This is a genomic window from Nocardia sp. CS682 (genome assembly GCF_004634405.1).
Classification (GTDB): domain Bacteria; phylum Actinomycetota; class Actinomycetes; order Mycobacteriales; family Mycobacteriaceae; genus Nocardia; species Nocardia ninae.
The window spans coordinates 2,571,464-2,589,863 of record NZ_CP029710.1 but is presented as its reverse complement, the minus strand read 5'-3'; the positions used below and the strand labels follow the sequence as shown (position 1 = coordinate 2,589,863).

Below are 18,400 nucleotides of genomic sequence, written 5' to 3'. Positions count from 1 at the left end.
CTCAGTCGGGCAGCACGAGACCCGCGGCGGGCGGGGTGGCGTCGATCAGGTAGCCGACGATGGCGTCCCTGGTGCGACCGGGCCCCATGAAGGACGTGTGCCCGTCGCCGTCGCGGGTCAGCAGGACGGAACCGCGGATCTGGGTCAGCATCAGCTGCGCCCAGCCGTAGGAGGTCGACGGGTCGTGGGTGGCGTTGACGATCAGCGTCGCGATGGTGGGTTCGGCGACGGTCTCCCGCGCGGGATTGGCTCGGGCAGGCCAGCCCTGGCACCGCGCGAGGTACCGGTAGGACTGGCTGACGCCCCTGGTGTGCGGTGCGATGGTGGCGAGCAGGGTCTGCTGGGCTTTCAGCGCGGCGTAGCTGTCGAAGTCGGGGCGGAAGTCCGCGCAGCCGACGCCCAGGTCGGCGTGGTTGCTGTCGGCCGTGAACGCGGCCGAGGCGAAGCCGCTCGCGTCACCGTTGCGCGCCTGGTCGAGCCGGGCGGACAGGCCGGGCCAGCCTTCGTCGCCGATATTCGGGATGGGATCCCTGGACAGCAGCCTGCCCTGGAGGTTGGTCAGCAGGTCGTCGGTGGTGACCTCGCTGCGGCACTTACCGGTGCTCTGACAGGTCGGTGCCGGCAGCGGGTGCTGCTCCGCCTTGGTGACCAGATCGTCGAGGACCTGCGACGGATCCTGTTCGCGCACCGCGCATTCGGCCGCGGATCGGCACCACGCCGCGAAGCGATTCCAGCTGTCCTCGATCGCGACGGATTCGTAGAAGCTCATGGTGCTCGTCGGCTGGGAGTGCACGAGCGCGCCGTCCAGCGCCAGGGCGCGGCTCTTGTCGGGGAACAGGCGGGCGTACTCCGCGCCGATCTCGGTGCCGTAGGACAGGCCGAGGTAGGTCAGCGGCGCGCCGCCGAGGCGTTGGCGCAGCACCTCGAGATCGCGGGCGACGCTCACCGTGTCCACATGGTCGAGCAGATCGCCGGTCCGGCGACGGCAGGTGTCACCGAACGCCCGGTTCGCCGCGACCATCTCGTCGAATTCTTGCTGCCCGCGCGGGAATTGGCGGGGCAGCCGGTTGGCCAGGTCGGCGTCGCACTGGATGGACGGCCGGCTGGTGCCGACACCGCGCGGATCGAAGCCGATCAGATCGAAGCGCTGCCGGAGCCCGCCGGGGAACAGACCCGGCTCGGCGCCTTCGAGGGCGACGAACTGCGTGCCCGCGCCGCCGGGACCGCCGGGATTGACGACCAGGTCCCCGATCTTCTGCGCCGGATCGGTTGCGGGTAGTCGATTGACCCCGACCTGAATCTTCGCCCCGCCCGGGTTGTTCCAGTCCAGCGGCACGTCGATGCTCGCGCACTGAACGGCGGAGCTGGAACCGGGTGGACAGGCACCCCACTCGATCGGCTGCCGATTCTCGGTCGCGGAGTTGTCCGACCCGTTGTCGATCCCGCAGCCGACGCATACTGCGATGACGGCCGTGACACAGAGGGCCAGGCGTGCCGCGGTCGAGATACCCATTCGCGGGTACACCCCGCCTACCCGGCGCTGCCGACGGCGGTGCGCACGAACCCGTCGGCGCCGGCGAGCAGCCTGCGGGCCGCCGCCACATCGACGCCGGCCAGTTGCATGACGATCGCGGTTTTCGGGTGCCCGTCGGCGGCGTCCAGGAGGGCGGCGGCGGTGACCGGGTCGACGCCGGTGGCGTCCTCGATGATCCGGCGGGCCCGGTCGACCAGCTTGGCGTTGGTTGGCTTCACGTCGACCATGCGGTTGCCGTAGACCTTGCCCGATTGCACCATGGTGGCGGTCGAGAGCATGTTGCACACCATCTTCTGCGCCGTACCGGCCTTCAAGCGCGTCGATCCGGTCAATACCTCTGGGCCCGTTTCGATCTCGATACCGACGTCGGCGTGCTCGCTCAACTCGGCATGCCGATTGCAGGAGACGCCGACGGTGGCGGCGCCGATCGATCGGCCGTGCTGCAGCGCGCCGATCGCGTACGGGGTGCGGCCGCTGGCCGCCAGCGCCACGATCACGTCGTCGGCGGTCAGGTCGATATCGGCGAGATCCGCGACGGCGAGTGCGGGGTCGTCCTCGGCGCCCTCGACGGCGTGTGCGAACGCCTCGGCGCCACCGGCGATGATGCCGATGACCTCGTCGGGGGCGGTGCCGAAGGTCGGCGGGCACTCGACCGCGTCCAGCACGCCGAGCCTGCCGCTGGTCCCCGCGCCGACATAGATCAGCCTGCCGCCGGTCCTGCGGGCCGCGACGATCAGCTCGACCGCCCGGGCGATCTCCGGGATCGCCTCGGCCACCGCGGAAGCCACTACGGCGTCCTCGGAATTCATGGTGCGCAACAACTCGTCCACGGTCATGGAGTCGAGTGCGGCGGTCCGCGGATTCGCTTCCTCGGTGCTCAGTGTGCTGATGTCACTCATGACTGCGCCTCCTATGTCCATGCGGGAACTACGGTCGAACGTGTGGTGTGGTCCCGACCGAGTCGTGACTACCTATGGGGGTGGATCGTCGATCAGCGTGCCGCGGCTGCCTCACGGCGCCTTCCGCACCGTGCGGGAGATCCGGCGATCCGCTACCGCGTCATAGGTCCGGCGCAACGCCACCGCGGCCGACGGTGTGCGCTGCAGGACGCCGATATAGAGCGCGTCGACGATGAGGAGCTGGCTCATCCGGCTCGCCATCGCGGCGGACCGGAAACCGTCCTCGCGACCGGCGACGAGCACCGTGTGCGCGGCCGCCCTCGCCAGCCTGGACTGTGCGCCCGACGTCACGGCGACCGTCGTCGTCCGCCTGCCTGCGGCGCGATCGACGGCGTCGATGATGGCGGCGGTCTCGCCGGAGTGGGAGAAGGCGATGATCACGTCGTCGGCTTCGAGCAGGCTGGCTTGCACGAGGGCGTCGTCTTCGGAAGTACAAGCGACGCACCACATGCCGATCCGGGTCAGCTTCTGCGCCATGTCCATCGCGACCAGTCCGGAGGCGCCGATGCCGATGAGCTCCACCCGCCGTGCGCGCACCAGGGCGTCGACGACCGCCGCCATGGTCGACGGATCGGCGAGGTCGGCGGTGGCCACCATGCCCTCGGTCTCGAAGGCGGTGAGCTTGTGCAGCACCTTCGCCAGGGGGTCGTCGGCGTCGATGTCGGTGGCGAACACCGGTGAGCCGTCGTCCTTGCTGGTCGCGGCCAGCGCCAGGCGAAGCTGCGGATAGCCTTCGTAGCCAAGGGCTTTGGACAGCCGGACGACTGCGGACGTGCTGGTGGAGGCGCGCTCGGCGAGCTCGCTCACGGTCAATTGCGCTGCGGCGGCGGGGTCGTCGCGGATCACCTGGGCGACCCGCAGCCCGGTCGGGGTCAGCCGGGGGATCGCCCCGAGCAGGCGCGTGCGGACGTCGTCACCCTCGTTCATGGTTCTCCAACCTGAGCTGTCGCGGTGCCGCACCGGGAGTTTCGGGCAGTGTCAGCGGGGTGGCACCTGGCGTGATCGAACCGAGCACCCTCGCCCGCGTCGCGCCGGTGCAGACCGCGTCGGTGCCGGCGAGTCCGTGCATCGTGAGGAATCCGAGTACGGCGAAAGCGGCGCCTTCTTTGGCGGCGGACGGCAGACCGAGCTCGTCGGAGGTGCACAGGGTGGCGTTACCCAGCCGTTCGCCGAGCATGCTCAGCAGGACCGGATTTCGGGTACCGCCGCCCGAGACGATGACTTCGTCGGGTGCGAAAGGTGCCAGTGCGTCGGCGATGGTCTGTGCGGTCAGCGCGGTCACGGAGGCGACGATATCGTCGGCAGGCAGGGGATGGTCCCGCAACACCCGCTCGAGATAGGCTCGGTTGAACAGCTCCTTACCGGTCGTCTTCGGTGGCGTTGCCTGGTAGTAGCTGTCGGTCAGCAGGGTCTTCAGCAGTCGCTCGTCGATCCGGCCGCGCGCCGCGCGGTGGCCGTCTCGATCGATGTGTTCGGTGCCGCCGGTGGCCAGTTCGACGGCCGCGTCGATCAGCGCGTTGCCCGGGCCGGTGTCGAAGGCGACCGGGGCGTCGCCCGTGACGGTCGCGTTGGCGATGCCGCCGATATTGAGTGCGGCCGAACGCCCGGGCCGGCCCGCGAGCCACAGCAGGTCGAACAGCGCGACCAGTGGCGCGCCCTGGCCGCCTGCCGCGATGTCACGCGAGCGGAAGTCGCTGACGACGGGCAGCCCGGTCTGCTCGGCGATCCAGGCCGGCTGGCCGAGTTGCAGTGTGCCGCAGGTCCGTCCGCCGGCCACCCAGTGGTACACCGTCTGCCCGTGCGACGCGACGAGATCCGCTGAGCCATCGCATAACTCGTGTACTGCCTCGGCTGCGGTGGCGGCGAACTCCTGCCCGATCGCGGTATCGAGCCGGCACACCGTGGCCAGGTCGATCGTGCCGGGCGGGAGCGCGGCGATGAGTTCAGCGCGCAGGCGATCGGGGTAGGGGCGGCTCAGCAGCCCCAGTACCTCGACGTGAATAGTGCTGTCCCGCAGGTGGATATCCGCACCCACCGCGTCGATCGCGTCGTGCGAGGTACCCGACATCAAGCCGATGACGCGCACTAGGCCACCACCTCGACCGGTTTCGGCGGCTTGGGCGCCTGCGCCGGATGGAAGCGGCTCGCGATGCCGCCGACCACCAGTGTGACCAGCACGCCGATCGGCACCAGCCACTGCGCCGCGATACCCTTCTCGACCACCTTGCCCGCCACGGTGACGTCGATCTTGACCACCCGCACGATGAACGTCATCACGATCACCGTGACCACGAAGGCGAGCACCGCGTCGAACTGGTTGGCGCGCTTGACCAATCGGCCGAGCAGGAAGGCGCCGAGCAGCGCGCCGTAGGTGTATCCGGCGATGGTCAGCGCGGTGAGGTACACGTTGCCGGTGGTCGCGCTGAAGCCCATGGCGCACAACGCCATCAGCACCGCCCAGACGAGCGTCATGTAGCGCGCGAGTTTGAGCAGCGACTGATCGGAGATCTCGCGGGCGGAGAAGCTGCGGATGATGTCGGCCACCGTCGAGTTCGCCATCGAGTTCAGCGCCGCGGACAGCGAGCCCATGGCGGCGCCCAGGATGCCCGCGACCAGCAGACCGGAGATCACCACCGGCAGCCCGTGCAGGATGAAGTTGGGGTACAGATTGTCGGCGGTGGCGAGGCCGAGTTCCTTGGGCGACTTGCCCTCGTTGTACGACCACAGCAGCGCGCCGACCAGCGAGAACGCCGCGAACTGGATGGCGACGAAGATGCCGGAGCCGATCATCGCCTTCTGGCTGTCGCGCAGCGAGCGGGTGGCCAGGATGCGCTGCACGATCAGCTGGTCGGAGCCGTGCGAGGCCATTGCGAAGATGGCGCCGCCGATGATCGCGGTCGGCATGGCGAAGGTGTTGGTCAGAATGTGCGCAAGGCCGAAGTCGGTGTCGAAGATGCGGAACTTGCCGTTGTCCAGCGCGTCCGACCAACCCGATGCGCCGACGTGGCCGGTGAGCACGCAGATCGCGATGATCGCGCCGGACAGGTACAGACCCATCTGCAGCGCGTCGGTCCAGATGACCGCCTTGATGCCGCCGAGGTAGGTGTACACCACCGTGACCAGGGTCAGCACGATGATGATGACGTCGTATCCGAGGTCGAGGCCGAACTCGCTGAGCAGCAGCTTGATCGGGATGGCGGAGGCGAACAGGCGCACGCCCTCGGCGAGCAGCCGGGTGAAGACGAAGGTCACCGACGCGACACCCTGCAGGTAGCGGCCGAAGCGCAGCTCCAGATACTGATAGGCGCTGACGAATCCGCCGCGCTTGTACAGCGGGATCAGGGCGGTCGCCACGATCGTGCGGCCGATGATGTACCCGATGGCCAGCTCGACGTTGCCGAATGCCTGGTCGGTGTAGGCGCCGCCGGGAATCGAGATGACGGTGAGCACGCTGGTCTCGGTCGCCACCACGGAGAAGCAGACCGTCCACCACGGCATCTTGCCTTCGCCGACGAAGTAGTCGCTGCTGGACTTCTGCTTACCGGACAGGCGCAGGCCGATCCAGGCGATGACGATGAGGTAGACGACGATGACGGCGACGTTGAGTGCGTTCATCGCAGCTCCTCGGTAACGCGGCGAGCGGAATGCAAGTAAGTGTCAGGGCATGTGCATGTTCTGTCAATGAGTGTCACGTGATTCGCACCACTAATGCTTCCAGGGCTGTTGTCGTGTCGATGGCGAGCAGCGCGGCGCCGTCGATCGGGCCGCCGCGGGCGGGTCGGCGATCGATCACCTGCGCTATCGCCGCGTCGAGCGGGTCGAGCAGGGCCGCGCCGAGGTTGGCCAGTCCGCCGGTGATCGCGTAGGGCACGGGCGGGCGCATGCCGGACCGCTCGATGGTGGCGAGGACGGTGCGTGCGAGTGCGTGTCCGGCCGCGGTCATGATGGCGGCCGCGGTGTCGTCCGTGGCGGCGGCCGCGGCGACGACGGGGGCGAAGCGCGCCGCCAGCAGTGCCGGATTTTCGTGCTGTCCAAGGTGTTTCGGCAGTTCGGCGAGGGCGACACCGTAGTGTTCGGCGGCCTTCGCGGCGAGTTCGGTGGGTGCCGCGCGTCCGTCGTGCGCGCGCAGTGCCGCCCGCAAGCCCTCGGTGCCGATCCACGCGCCGCCGCCCTCGTCGCCGAGCAGCGGGCCCCAGCCGTCGGTCCTGGTGAATCGTCCTGCGTCGTCGACCGCGGTGGCCACGGCGCCCGTCCCGGCGGTCAGGACGACGCCCGGCGCGCCACCGAGTGCCCCGGCGTGCGCGGTCACGGCGTCGGAGGTGACGGCGACCGCTTGCGCGCCGGGCAGATCGGCCAGTTGACGCGCGAGCAGTGCGGCGGCGTCCGGTGCGGCGGCGGCACCCGCGGCGCCGATGGACAGGGTGAAGGTGTTCCCGCCGAGCGCTATCCGATCGACGACGGCGCGGATCGCCTGCTCCGCCGCCGCGACGCCGCCCGCGTTGGCCAGTCCGGGGGAGCCGGGCCCCTCGGCGGTGTGCGTCTCGCGTCCGTTGAGCCGCAGGGAGCCCCGGCAGCCCGTTTTGCCGAGGTCGATGGCGAGCACGTGGTCGGTCATGCCGACCATCCTCGCGCGATCACGCGCTTTTGTGGCGCCCAGTTGAGGTCGGGCCGCTCAGCGTGGCTCGGGCCATGGCGAGCCGCACCGGGACCGGAGCCGGTGTCTCGACCGGCGGACGCGCACCACCGTGCGGCGTACGCGTCCGCCGAGGTCAGCGAATTACGGTGTGGAATAACCGATCAGGGCGCCGATGCCCGCGCCGATGGGGATCGTCACCAGGGCGCCGACGCCGCCGAGGAAGAAGCCGATCACCGCGCCGATGCCGGCGCCGATGAGGGCGCCGACGCCCGCGTTGTACTGCTTGCGGGCGATGGTCTCGTCTTGCTGATCAATGAGTTGTGCCAGGTGGGCACTGGTTTCCGGGGCACCGACCGGCGTCAACGTCAAGGTACGTCCGGTGTCACTGATCTGTGGCCGCAGGGCGAAGGTGCGACCGTCGGCGGTGAAGGACGTCGGTAACGTGACGACGACGTTGCCCGCGTTGTCGGTCAGGGTGACCGCGGCGGCATCCCTGGTCAACGCGAAGGCGCCGGCATTGACGGTAGTGATCACCCCCGTGCCGTCGGTGGCCGTCGTATATCCGACGCCGCGATCGACGCTGGATACGCTGACCTGGGCCGATGGTTGCGCCAATGGTTGGGCGTTGACAATTCCCGCAGTGATTCCAGTAGCCCCTACTGCGAGAAGGGCGGTGGCAAATCCTTTGACTTTCATCGTGTTTCCCCACATGTTCTTCTCGGCCACGACAGCCGATACGTCCCGTGAAGCCGGATCAGGCCACCTCCATTCTCGCTTCGCGACCTGCGTAGAGTGATCGATTCCGCGAATTCCGCGCAACGAAATCCGGCGAATTTGCTGGCTGCCGAATCGATTAGGGCACCTGGTGCGCGCCGCTGGTGCCCTGCACTGCGGTATGGGTGCGATCGGCGCAGGCCTGCTGAGCGAAAGCGAAATCGGGAGCGGTGTTTTCGTGAGTTGCTGCGGGAACGCTGAAATCCGGTGCGGCGGCTGCGTCTCCCGGTATCCGCAGGACCGGTTGGTCGACGAGTCGGGTGGCAGCCCGGCCCGAATCGCCGGGAGATGTGGATCTCCTGACAGCGCTCGCCGGAATCGCTACTGTCCGAGGACATTCACGGCAGCTCATGTCGGCACGCGCTGGTGACCTCACGCGTGTCGCGGGTGCTGCCCCTGCTCGACCTGGGGAGAACGCAGTGAGATTCACCAGAGCCGGTGCGCTGACGGCGGCATTGTTACTGGCCACGAGCCTGGGACTGGCCGGCTGTTCGTCGGACGACAGTACCGACGCAGGCATCGTCACGACCAATATCACCGAGCCGCAGAACCCGCTGTTGCCTGCCAGCAACAACGACAACAGCGGCAGCCGCATCGTCGACCGGATCTTTGCCGGGCTGAAGTACTACGACGCCAACGGTGTCGCGCACAACGATATGGCGCAGTCCATCGAGACGACGGACCGAAAGAACTACAAGATCACCATCAAGCCGGACTGGACGTTCACCGACGGCACGCCGGTTACGGCGAAATCCTTTGTCGACGCCTGGAACTACGGTGCGCTCAGCACCAACGCACAGCTGCAGGGCTACGTCTTCTCCAGCATCGTCGGCTACGACGAGCTGGCTGCGGAAAAGCCTGCGGCACAGACGATGTCGGGCCTGAAGGTGGTCGACGACCGCACCTTCACCGTCGCGCTGAAGAGCCCGTCGATCGACTTCGAGCTCGCGCTCGCCTTCACCCCGTTCTATCCGCTGCCCGAGGCGGCGTTCAAGGACATCAAGGCGTTCGGCGAGAACCCGATCGGCAACGGGCCGTACAAGCTCGCGCGCACGGGTGCGTGGGAACACAACGTCAAGGTCGACCTGGTGCCGAACCCTGATTACAAGGGTGCGCGCCCGGCCAAGAACAAGGGTCTGCGGATGGTGATGTACCAGTCGTTCGACACGGCCTACGCCGACCTGCTCGCGGGCAACCTGGACACCCTCGACACCCTGCCGGACAGTGCGCTCGCAACCTACAAGAAGGACCTCGGCGATCGGGCGATCACCAAACCGACCGCGCAGAACCAGCACATCAGCAGCCAGACCAACATCCCGCACTTCGCCGGCGAGGAAGGGGTGCTGCGGCGCAAGGCGCTCTCGCGGGCGATCAACCGTGCGCAGATCTGCGAGAACATCTTCCACGGCACCAGGATCCCGTCGCGCGACTTCACCGCGATCACGCTGCCCGGCTTCAAGGGGGACCTGCCGGGTTCGGAGGTGTTGCAATACAACCCGGAGGAGGCGAAGAAGCTGTGGGCGCAGGCCGACGCGATCTCGCCGTGGTCGGGTCGCTACGAGATCGCCTACAACTCCGACGGTGACCATCAGGCCTGGATCGAAGCGGTGGCCAACAGCATCAAGAACACCCTCGGCATCGAGGCGGTTGGTGCGCCGTACCCGACGTTCAAAGACGTCCGATCGGCGATCACGTCCCGGACGATCGGTAAGGCGTTCCGGTATGGCTGGCAGGGCGACTACCCGACGATGCTGCAGTTCCTCACCGCGCAGTACTACACCGGCGCGGGCACCAACAACGTCGACTACAGCAACCCTGAGTTCGACAAGCTCATCGATGCCGCGCTGGCCGCCCCGACCTTGGAGGAGTCCTACAAGTTCGTCGCGCAGGCGCAGACCTTGCTGTTCCGGGACATGCCCGATATCCCGGTGCTCGATTTCATCGCCACCGCGGGTTACGGCGAGAACGTGAAGAAGGTCGAACTGGCCTGGAACGGCCAGTTCGATTTCGAGAATATCGAGAAGTAGACGCGTGGTCCGCCGCGTCGCCGGGGACGGTGGCGCGGCACACGGGTGTGCCCCGCTGCCGGTGTGCGCCGATCCGGGTAGGCTGACCCGTCGATCGGACACGCGCGCGTAAACGAGGTGGTGGCGGAATGAGTGAACGGGTATCCGAATCCGTGACGGGGACAACAACGGTCGCCGTCACGGTGCCCGCATCGCCGGAACAACTGACGATGCTGCGCGCCCTCGCCGAGACCGTGCTGCTGATCGCCGATTTCGGGCTCGACGAGGTCACCGATATCCGTCTCGCGCTCGATGAGATCGCGACCGTGCTGATGCAGGACGCGGCACCGGGGTCGACCATCGATTGCGCGTTCAGCTATCGCGAAGGCGTGCTCAACGCCACCATCCACGCGGTCGGCACGTCCGACGCCGAGGTCGGGTCCGGCAGCTTCGGCTGGCACATCGTGCAGACGCTCACCGACTCGGTCACGGCGACCAGGGCGCCGTTCGACGCCGCCGTCTCCGGGTACCCGACTGTCGTCGACTTCGTCTGGGCCCGGGGCGACCTCGATGAGCAATGACGCGACAGCGTCGGGCGTGAATCATGAGCCGCGCCGGCGTGGTGGGGACAGCTACGACAATATCGAGCCCCTGTTCGTCGAACTGAGCGAGCTCGACGCCGACGATCCGCGCCGCGCGGCCGTGCGCGAGGAGCTGATCAGCCGCTGCTTGCCGTTGGCCGAGCACATCGCCCGTAAGTTCACCGGTCGTGGCGAGAACTTCGACGACCTGCTGCAGATAGCCCGCGTCGGCATGGTGGCCGCGGTGGACCGTTTCGACGCCTCGCACGGCTCGCCGTTCCTGGCCTTCGCGGTGCCGACCATCATGGGCGAGGTGCGCCGCCACTTCCGGGACTACACCTGGTCGGTGCGAGTTCCCCGGCGGCTCAAGGAGATTCAGCAGACCATCGCGCCCGCCATCGAGACGCTCGCGCAGCGGCTCGGCCGGATGCCCAAGGCCCGCGAGATCGCCGACGAACTCGGCGCCGACCTGGTCGAGGTCACCCAGGCGTTGATCGCCCGCAACGCGTATCAGACCTCGTCGATCGATGTGGGTCTGGACAGCGACGACGACAACGCGCCGCGCTCGCCGCTGGACACCCTGGGTGCCGAAGAGCCGGAGTATCAGACCGTCGAGGACTACCTCGCGGTGAAACCGCTCATCGCGGCGCTGCCGGAACGCGAGCGTCAGGTGCTGATCATGCGGTTCTTCGAATCCAAGACCCAGGATCAGATCGCCGCGCAGTTGGGTGTTTCACAGATGCAGGTCTCGCGCATTCTGTCGAAAACGCTGAGTACGTTGCGGGAACAGGCATTACGTGATTGACACGGCCTGCTTCGGACCCGCGTAGGCGAGCAAGGACGGCGGGTGTTCCTGCGCTGTAGTTCATCACTGTAGGTCTACAGCGTTGACAGCCGGGCTCGAGGGGCGTGTACTGGGTAGACACCCATAGATCTGAGGATCAATATGCTCGTCATCATCGGGCTCGTCATCCTGCTCGCCGCCGTCATCGTCGGGGTCACCGGCGTCTTCGCCAACGGCGGCAGCACCCACGCCCTCACCGACAACTTCGCCGTCTTCGGCTACCACGTCACCGGCTCGACCGGAGTGTTGTTTCTCTACGGGATTGTCGTCGGTGCCATCGGGCTCGCCGGGCTCAGCTTGCTGCTGACCGGTGCTCGACGCAGCGCCCGCCGCGGCGCCAGCGCGCGCCGCGAGCTGAAGGCAACCCGCCGGACGCCGGTGTTCGGCAGCCGACGCACGCCCGACCAATACCCACCGAACCAGCCCGTTCGCTCCGATCGACCCGGCACCGAAGCCGGGGCCGTAGCGTCCAGCAACGTCGCCGGGCCGGGAACCGGCGGTCAAACCCTGCCCGGCGGCCAGGGGCGCCCGCCTGCCGGTTCGCCGGCGGTCGGCACTCAAGACGGTCCGCAGGCCGCATCCGGCGGCCTGCGCCGTCTGTTCAAGCCGAAGTCGGGCGAGCCGCAACCGGCCGACACCACGCGCCGGTAGCGCGGGTTCCGCCAGCAATCTTCAGGTAATCGAACGTAATTCGAAATCAGGTAACCGCCCATGATCGTGCTCGGAGTCGTTCTCCTCATCGCCGGATTCTTGCTCGGCATCCCTTTGCTCACGGTCGCCGGATTCGTCGCCCTCATCCTGGGTGCGGTCCTGCTGGTCGCGGGCAGCACCGGCCACCCGGTGGGTGGTAGGCGGCACTACTACTGAGTGGTCATCCTCGGTGCCATGTTGTGTGGTGTCGGTCGGTCGGCGCGGGGGTGGCGGGCTACCGTTGTCCGGTAGCCGACCGACGAAGGGGAATGCTTTGAGCAGCGACAACGCGACCCGGCTTGCGGTGCTGATCGACGCCGACAACGCCCAGCCCGGCATCGCCGACGGGTTGCTGGCCGAGGTGGCCAAGTACGGGACGGCGCACGTGAAGCGGGCCTACGGCGACTGGACCAGTACCAACCTGAAAGGGTGGAAGGATCAGCTGCTCGCGCAGTCGATCCAGCCGATCCAGCAGTTCGGCTACACCACCGGCAAGAACGCCACCGACTCGGCGATGATCATCGACGCGATGGATCTGCTGTACACCGGCAACCTCGACGGCTTCGTGATCGTCTCCAGCGACAGCGATTTCACCCGGCTGGCCAGCCGCATCCGCGAATCCGGGCGCACCGTCTACGGATTCGGCCAGCACAAGACCCCGAAACCGTTCGTTGCCGCGTGCGACAAGTTCATCTACACCGAAAACCTCACCGGCACAACGGAAGAGTCGCCGACCCCGGCCCGCCGCACCGCCGCCAATCAACTCAAAGGCGACGCCAAACTGATGAACCTGCTCCGCAACGCCGTCGACGCCGCCTCCGACGACTCCGGCTGGGCCACCCTCTCCAGCGTCGGCTCGATCATCAACAAACAGCGCCCCGACTTCGACCCGCGCACCTACGGGTACAGCAAGCTCGGCGAACTGTTCGCCGCCACAACGCTTTTCGATCTGGATACGCGCAGTCCCGGTGAGGGCAAGCAAGCCGTCACCTACGTTCGCGACATCCGTACCCGGCCGCCCACGAAGTAACAGTTTGCTCAGCCGTGGTGACCGGAGCCCGGATGGTTGCCCTCGGTGGTACCGTCGCCGGCCGCCATGCCGGGCATCTCCATCCGCATCGGGGCGGGCTGCTGGCCTGGTGCGAGCACCAGGAATTGACCCATCATGCCGTGGTCCTCGTGCAGCAGCAGATGGCAGTGGAACATGTACGGGTAGGTCGGGTCGCTGTGCTGGGCAAACTGCATCGCCAGCCGGTAGGTGGCTTGCGGCTCGGTGTAGAGGGTGTCTTTCCAACCGGCGAGGGCGGGTGGTGGGGCCTGGCCGTCGATGTCGACCACCTGGAACTGGACGTCGTGCACGTGGAAGTTGTGTGGCCAGTTGTCGTTGTTGCGCACCGACCACACCTGCGTGGTGTCGACCGGGATGGTCATGTCGATGCGGTTCATGTCCATCCGGCGGCCGTTGATCATGAACCACTTCAGCTCGAAGGTGTGGTCGGGGGTGGCACCGAGTGGTGCCAGAGCGGGGATGGCGGTGAGCGAATTCGGCACGGGCGCGGAGGTTTTCAGCGTCTTTGTCGCGCGGAGCTGCAGGATGTCGAAGGTGTCATCGAAGCCGAAGGCGGCGGCGCGGTCGATGTCCCTGCGCTGCCGAATCGGCAGTGCGCGCAGCATGATCCGCTCGCCGGCGTGCAGCTCGACCACCAATTCGGCGCGCTCGCCCGGGCTCAGCTGGATGTTGTGCAGCGTCGCCGGGGCCGCGAGCAGGCCGCCGTCGGTGGCGACGAGGTGGAACGGGCGGTCGTCGGCGAAGGCCAAGTTGTAGATCCGGCCCGACGATCCGTTGAGTATGCGCAGGCGGACCCGGTCGGTGCGGACATCCAGATGCGCGCCCGCGATGCCGTTGACGACAATGGTGTCGCCGAGCAGGCCGACATCGGTGGGATCGGCTTCGTCCAGTGCGCCGTCGGCGGTGAAGCGCCGGTCCTGGATGACGAGCGGAATGTCATCGACGCCATACTCTTTCGGCAGATCGAGGGTGTCGGTGGCGTCGTCGTCGACGATGAACAGGCCGGAAAGCCCGCGGTAGACATGCTTTTCCGTGGCGCCGTGCGGATGCGGGTGGTACCAGAGTGTCGCGGCCTGCTGATCGATGGTCCAAGCCGGTTCCCAGGTGCCTCCCGCGGCGATCGTCTGATGGGGGCCGCCGTCGCATCGCGCGGGTAGGTGCATGCCGTGCCAGTGCACGGTGGTCGGCTCCGGCAGGGAGTTCCGGATGGTGAACGCCACCGACTCGTGCCGCTCGGCCCGCAGCGTCGGGCCGAGGATGGACCCGTTGTAGCCCCAGGTGGGTGTGCGCGTGCCCGGCAGGATCTCCGACGTGCCCTGCTGGACGTCGAGGTGGAAGTGGCGGACGCCGTCGGCGTCCACCGCGGACGGTGCGAGCGGCGGTATCGGGAGTGGCCTGGTCACGGACGGCTTCGGGGTCGGCGAGGGTGATCGCGCGACACAGCCCGCGGCGAGCGGCACTACGGCGAGTCCGGTGAGCCCGGTGAGGAAGCCTCGTCTCGAGACCACGTTTGCTCCTTCGATCGGTGTCTATCCAGCTTCGATTGCCGTCGAGTAGCGGAGATCGTCCTCGCGGTCGGGTCTCGGGGGCATCGCCTCCGCCCGCGGGCCCTTGTAGAAGCGGTTGATGCGTGCTAGAGACACGGCGTTCGTCGGGTCGATGCTGAGGCGATCGGCGACCCTCGCGAGGTGTTCCCCTACCGTTGACGTGTGATGGAGATGCGGTTGCGGCGCGATCTGCGGCTGGTGGCGCGTTGGCTGCCGCTCGTGCTGGTCCCGGTGCTGCTGGTGGCGAGCACCTTCCCGGGGCAGTACCGGGTGCCGTGGGGTTACTGGTTGCTTGCCATGCTCGCCGGCGGGTTGTTCGTGGTGGGGGATCGGTGGCCGCTCGCCGTCTCGGTCGCGCTGTCGGTGCTGGCCGTCCCGCTGTTCCGGATGCCCGCGTGGGGGCTGTCGGGTTTGGTGCCGTTCCTCGGTGCCGTCGCCCTGGTCGAAGTCGTGATGCGCACCCGGCGCAACCGCGGGGTGCTGGTCGCGGTGGGGTGCTGGGCGCTGGCCGTGGTGCTCGGCCGGTGGGGCAGCCACGAAGCGAGCCTGTGGGGCGCGGCCACCGTGGTCGAGGCGGGCACGTATGTCGGTGTGCCGTTGCTGCTCGGGCTGTACCTGCGGGGCCAGCGCGATCTCGCGGCGAGCTTGCGGCTGCGCGCGGCCGATGCCGAAAACCGCAGGGCCGAAGCCGAATCGCGCACTCGGGCGGCCGAGCGCAGCGCCATGGCGCGGGAGTTGCACGATCTGATCGCGCACCACATGGCCTCGATCGTGCTGCGAGTCGGCATCGCCCGCCATGTGGTGGCCGATCAGGATCCCCGGGTGGACGCCGTGCTCGACGACGTACGGCAGACCGCCGCCGACGCACTCGCCGACATCCGCAGGTTGCTCGCCGCGCTGCGTGATCCGGCGCTCGGTGAAGTCGCGCTGGTGGACGCGGCCGCCGTGCGGACCGAGGTCGCGGCGGCGGTGCGGCGGGTGCAGGTGGCCGGGTTCCCCGTCACGGCCGAGATCGCGCCGGAGCTGGACGGCCTCGACGCGATCGGCAGGCTCACCCTGCTGCGGTTGGTGCAGGAATCGCTCACCAACGTGATGAAGCACGCCGAGCGCGGCACGCCGGTCCACGTGGACGTGGTCCGCGAGCACGCGGGCATCGCCGTTCGGGTCCGTAGCCGCGGGCGGCCCGGTGCCAACGCTGACGGGCACGGCATCATCGGCATGCGGGAACGGGTCGAACTCGCGGGCGGCTCCTTCGCCGCCGGGGCCGCAGCGCACGGCTGGGCGGTCGAGGCCTGGCTACCTCTTGTCGAGGTATCGACCGCGGCGGGTGTCGCCCGATGATCACGGTGCTGCTGGTCGACGATCAGCGTCTGGTCCGGGCCGGCCTGCGCATGCTCATCGAATCCATCCCCGATTTCGAGGTCGTCGGCGAGGCCGCCAACGGCATCGAAGCCATCCGCCTGAACGCGGAACTGTCTCCCGACCTGATCCTCATGGATCTACGCATGCCCGGCCTGGACGGCGTCGCCGCGACCGAACAGATCGTCGCCGCCCGCCCGCACGCAAAAGTACTGGTGCTCACCACCTTCGACGACGACGACCATCTCTTCCCCGCCCTGGCCGCAGGCGCCACCGGCTACCTCGTCAAGGACACCGCCCCCACCGACCTGCTCACCGCCATCCGCCGCACCGTCGACGGCGAAATCCTCTTCTCCCCACCCCTGCTGCGCCGCCTGATATCCCGCGCCATCGAAACCCGCCCCACCCCCGAACCCCCCGCCCCCAACCGAACCTCACCCCCGCGAACGAGAAGTCCTCACCCTCATCGCCGAAGGCTGGAGCAACCAGGAAATCGCCGACCATCTACACCTCGGCGTCACCACCATCAAAACCCACATAGCCAACCTGATGGACAAAACCGCCTGCGACAACCGCGTCCGCCTAGCCGTCTACGCCCACAAACTCACCTGAAGTGGTGCACCGGAGACTGTCCGAATCAGAGACTCCAGGTTCAGCGTTCGAGGGGGACGGGGCGGTTGTCGGCGCGGCGGCGGGGTGGGGTGCGGTCGTTGATCGCTTCGCCGACCATGGCGCGGACGGCGTCGCGGAGGCCGTAGAGGGGGTGGTTGGGGGCGGGGCCTGCGCCGGGGTCTTCGCGGAGTTCTTTCATGAGCGACCAGCAGAGGGCGAGCATGACGAGGACGAAGGGGAGGGAGACGAGGATGGTGGCGGTTTGCAGGGAGTTGAGGCCGCCTGCGACCAGCAGGACGGCGGCTACCGACGCCATCAGGATGCCCCAGGTGATGACCAACCAGGACGGGGGATTGAGGGCGCCGCGGCTGGTGAGCGAGCCCATGACGAGGGAGGCGGAGTCGGCGCTGGTGACGAAGTAGGTCATCACCAGGATCATCGAGACCCAGGAGGTGATGGTGCCGCCGGGCAGCGCGTCGAGCATGTCGAACAGCGAGGCCTCGGCGTCGGCGGCGTTCGCGGTGAGGTCGGCGACGCCGGTGGTGGTCAGCCGGATGGCGCTGCCGCCCATGATGCAGAACCAGACGACGGTCACCCCGCTCGGCACCAGCAGCACCCCGATGAGGAACTCGCGGATGGTGCGGCCGCGCGAGATGCGCGCGATGAAGGTGCCCACGAACGGCGCCCAGGACAACCACCACGCCCAGTAGAAGATCGTCCACGAACCGAGCCAGGCGGGGTCGGCGTAGGCGCCGGTCCGGGTGGCCATCGGCAGCAGGTTGGTCAGGTAGTTGCCGATGCTGGACGGAATGCTGTCGAGCACATACACCGTCGGCCCGAGCACGAAGACGAAGAGCATGAGCAGCCCGGCCAGCAGAATATTGACGGTGGACAGCCATTTGACGCCCTTGTGCAGCCCCGAGAACGCCGACAGCACGAAGGCGGCGCTGAGCGCGCCGATGATGATGAGCTGCACCGTCACCGTGTCCGGCGCACCCGCGGTGAGCTGCAAACCCTTCGCGACCTGCAAGGCGCCGAGGCCGAGACTGGTTGCCGTGCCGAAGACGGTCGCGAACACCGCGAGCAGATCGATGGCCTGCCCCGCCCACCCCTGCGCACGGCGCTCACCGAGCAACGGCACGAAGGCGGCGGACAATCGATTGCCGCGCCCTTTCCGAAAACCCGCGTAGGCCAAGGCAAGTCCGACGATGCCGTAGATCGCCCACGGCGTGAGCGTCCAGTGGAACAGCGAATACTGCAGTGCCGCACTGGCCGCCGCGGTGGTCTGCGGCTCGATCCCGGTCGACGGTGGCGGCTCGACGAAATGCTGCAGCGGCTCGCCGACGCCGTAGAACATCAGCCCGATGCCCATGCCCGCGCTGAACATCATGGCGATCCAGGCAAGGTTGCTGAATTCCGGTTCGGAGTCGTCCTTTCCGAGCCGGATCCGCCCGAAGCGACTGACCGCGATCACCACGCAGAGCACCAGGAAGACGTCGGCGGAGACCACGAACAGCCAGTCGAAGTTGCCGAGCACCCAGTCCAGCGCGGTCTTCGACGCGGAGCCGAAGCTGTCCTTGCCCAGGGCCGCCCAGCCGACGCCGGCGATCACCGTGGCGATGCCGATGCCGATGAGGCGAAGGTCGGGTCCGGTTGGGGTCGTGTCTGTGTCGGTAGCCATCGCCCTCAACTATTACGGGTAACGGCCGATTAGCCGAATGGACGCGCCGCTCCCAGCCGCAGGTGCGTGCGGCGGTATGGGCGGTGCGGGCGGTATTTTCCACAGGGA

The 18,400-nt window shown here is 67.9% G+C and carries 16 protein-coding genes and 1 pseudogene; 8 read left to right on the top strand and 9 right to left on the bottom strand.

Annotation, left to right across the window (positions count from 1 at the left end; all coding sequences use genetic code 11):
• Nucleotide 1 precedes the first annotated feature (1 nt).
• From DMB37_RS11585 to DMB37_RS11555, 7 genes are all read right to left on the bottom strand, one after another.
• Complete coding sequence (locus tag DMB37_RS11585) at nt 2-1,513, bottom strand: alpha/beta hydrolase (RefSeq protein ID WP_135232700.1); 1,512 nt, start codon at nt 1,511-1,513, stop codon at nt 2-4.
• A 17-nt stretch (nt 1,514-1,530) separates the two neighbouring features.
• Complete coding sequence (gene murQ, locus DMB37_RS11580; RefSeq protein WP_135232699.1) at nt 1,531-2,433, bottom strand: N-acetylmuramic acid 6-phosphate etherase; 903 nt, start codon at nt 2,431-2,433, stop codon at nt 1,531-1,533.
• Nucleotides 2,434-2,544: 111 nt separating this feature from the next.
• The gene (locus tag DMB37_RS11575; RefSeq protein ID WP_107658645.1) at nt 2,545-3,420 is read right to left on the bottom strand and encodes a MurR/RpiR family transcriptional regulator; all 876 of its coding nucleotides are present in this window, start codon (nt 3,418-3,420) and stop codon (nt 2,545-2,547) included.
• The gene (locus DMB37_RS11570) at nt 3,407-4,579 is read right to left on the bottom strand and encodes an anhydro-N-acetylmuramic acid kinase (RefSeq protein ID WP_135232698.1); all 1,173 of its coding nucleotides are present in this window, start codon (nt 4,577-4,579) and stop codon (nt 3,407-3,409) included. The genes DMB37_RS11575 and DMB37_RS11570 overlap by 14 nt, the downstream gene beginning before the upstream one ends.
• Nucleotides 4,579-6,108 carry a sodium:solute symporter gene (locus DMB37_RS11565; RefSeq protein ID WP_135232697.1) on the bottom strand — a complete coding sequence of 510 codons (1,530 nt, stop codon included), beginning with the start codon at nt 6,106-6,108 and terminating at the stop codon, nt 4,579-4,581. Before DMB37_RS11565 ends, DMB37_RS11570 begins: the two co-directional genes overlap by 1 nt.
• A 73-nt stretch (nt 6,109-6,181) precedes the next feature.
• Nucleotides 6,182-7,108, bottom strand: coding sequence for an N-acetylglucosamine kinase (locus tag DMB37_RS11560; RefSeq protein WP_135232696.1), 927 nt, complete (start codon nt 7,106-7,108; stop codon nt 6,182-6,184).
• 162 nt (nt 7,109-7,270) lie between these two features.
• Nucleotides 7,271-7,825: a hypothetical protein gene (locus DMB37_RS11555; RefSeq protein WP_167768812.1), complete on the bottom strand. Its 555-nt coding sequence runs from the start codon at nt 7,823-7,825 to the stop codon at nt 7,271-7,273.
• Between the two features lie 497 nt (nt 7,826-8,322).
• On the opposite strand from DMB37_RS11555, the gene DMB37_RS11550 reads away from it, so the two are divergent.
• From DMB37_RS11550 to DMB37_RS11530, 6 genes are all read left to right on the top strand, one after another.
• Complete coding sequence (locus DMB37_RS11550) at nt 8,323-9,930, top strand: ABC transporter substrate-binding protein (protein WP_240772343.1); 1,608 nt, start codon at nt 8,323-8,325, stop codon at nt 9,928-9,930.
• Nucleotides 9,931-10,058: 128 nt separating this feature from the next.
• Entirely contained in the window at nt 10,059-10,490 is a 432-nt protein-coding gene (locus tag DMB37_RS11545; protein ID WP_135232694.1) for an anti-sigma factor, read from the top strand.
• Nucleotides 10,480-11,295, top strand: a complete 816-nt coding sequence (locus DMB37_RS11540; protein WP_135232693.1) for an RNA polymerase sigma factor SigF — start codon at nt 10,480-10,482, stop codon at nt 11,293-11,295. Before DMB37_RS11545 ends, DMB37_RS11540 begins: the two co-directional genes overlap by 11 nt.
• 141 nt (nt 11,296-11,436) lie before the next feature.
• Nucleotides 11,437-11,985 carry a hypothetical protein gene (locus tag DMB37_RS41330; RefSeq protein WP_240772342.1) on the top strand — a complete coding sequence of 183 codons (549 nt, stop codon included), beginning with the start codon at nt 11,437-11,439 and terminating at the stop codon, nt 11,983-11,985.
• Nucleotides 11,986-12,045: 60 nt separating this feature from the next.
• Nucleotides 12,046-12,201, top strand: a complete 156-nt coding sequence (locus DMB37_RS40475) for a DUF6131 family protein (protein ID WP_167768811.1) — start codon at nt 12,046-12,048, stop codon at nt 12,199-12,201.
• 97 nt (nt 12,202-12,298) lie between these two features.
• A complete protein-coding gene (locus tag DMB37_RS11530; protein ID WP_135232692.1) occupies nt 12,299-13,054 on the top strand; it encodes an NYN domain-containing protein in 756 nt (251 codons plus the stop codon).
• An 8-nt stretch (nt 13,055-13,062) separates the two neighbouring features.
• Here DMB37_RS11530 and DMB37_RS11525 read toward each other — a convergent pair whose 3' ends face one another.
• A complete protein-coding gene (locus DMB37_RS11525) occupies nt 13,063-14,601 on the bottom strand; it encodes a multicopper oxidase family protein (protein WP_135232691.1) in 1,539 nt (512 codons plus the stop codon).
• A gap of 204 nt (nt 14,602-14,805) precedes the next feature.
• Here DMB37_RS11525 and DMB37_RS11520 point away from each other — a divergent pair, with 204 nt between their 5' ends.
• Entirely contained in the window at nt 14,806-15,981 is a 1,176-nt protein-coding gene (locus DMB37_RS11520; protein WP_370465406.1) for a sensor histidine kinase, read from the top strand.
• A pseudogene (locus DMB37_RS41910) lies at nt 15,978-16,611 on the top strand (response regulator). Before DMB37_RS11520 ends, DMB37_RS41910 begins: the two are co-directional and overlap by 4 nt.
• 40 nt (nt 16,612-16,651) lie before the next feature.
• On the opposite strand, the gene DMB37_RS11510 reads toward DMB37_RS41910, so the two are convergent.
• Entirely contained in the window at nt 16,652-18,292 is a 1,641-nt protein-coding gene (locus tag DMB37_RS11510) for a BCCT family transporter (protein ID WP_135232690.1), read from the bottom strand.
• Nucleotides 18,293-18,400 lie beyond the last annotated feature (108 nt).

Coding starts and splice junctions, on each gene's coding strand:
- DMB37_RS11555 (WP_167768812.1), bottom strand. CDS start 7,825: ATGAAAGTCAAAGGATTTGCCACCGCCCTTCTCGCAGTAGGGGCTACT.
- DMB37_RS11585 (WP_135232700.1), bottom strand. CDS start 1,513: ATGGGTATCTCGACCGCGGCACGCCTGGCCCTCTGTGTCACGGCCGTC.
- DMB37_RS11565 (WP_135232697.1), bottom strand. CDS start 6,108: ATGAACGCACTCAACGTCGCCGTCATCGTCGTCTACCTCATCGTCATC.
- DMB37_RS40475 (WP_167768811.1), top strand. CDS start 12,046: ATGATCGTGCTCGGAGTCGTTCTCCTCATCGCCGGATTCTTGCTCGGC.
- DMB37_RS11540 (WP_135232693.1), top strand. CDS start 10,480: ATGAGCAATGACGCGACAGCGTCGGGCGTGAATCATGAGCCGCGCCGG.
- DMB37_RS11510 (WP_135232690.1), bottom strand. CDS start 18,292: ATGGCTACCGACACAGACACGACCCCAACCGGACCCGACCTTCGCCTC.
- DMB37_RS11545 (WP_135232694.1), top strand. CDS start 10,059: ATGAGTGAACGGGTATCCGAATCCGTGACGGGGACAACAACGGTCGCC.
- DMB37_RS11560 (WP_135232696.1), bottom strand. CDS start 7,108: ATGACCGACCACGTGCTCGCCATCGACCTCGGCAAAACGGGCTGCCGG.
- DMB37_RS41330 (WP_240772342.1), top strand. CDS start 11,437: ATGCTCGTCATCATCGGGCTCGTCATCCTGCTCGCCGCCGTCATCGTC.
- DMB37_RS11575 (WP_107658645.1), bottom strand. CDS start 3,420: ATGAACGAGGGTGACGACGTCCGCACGCGCCTGCTCGGGGCGATCCCC.
- DMB37_RS11520 (WP_370465406.1), top strand. CDS start 14,806: ATGGAGATGCGGTTGCGGCGCGATCTGCGGCTGGTGGCGCGTTGGCTG.
- murQ (WP_135232699.1), bottom strand. CDS start 2,433: ATGAGTGACATCAGCACACTGAGCACCGAGGAAGCGAATCCGCGGACC.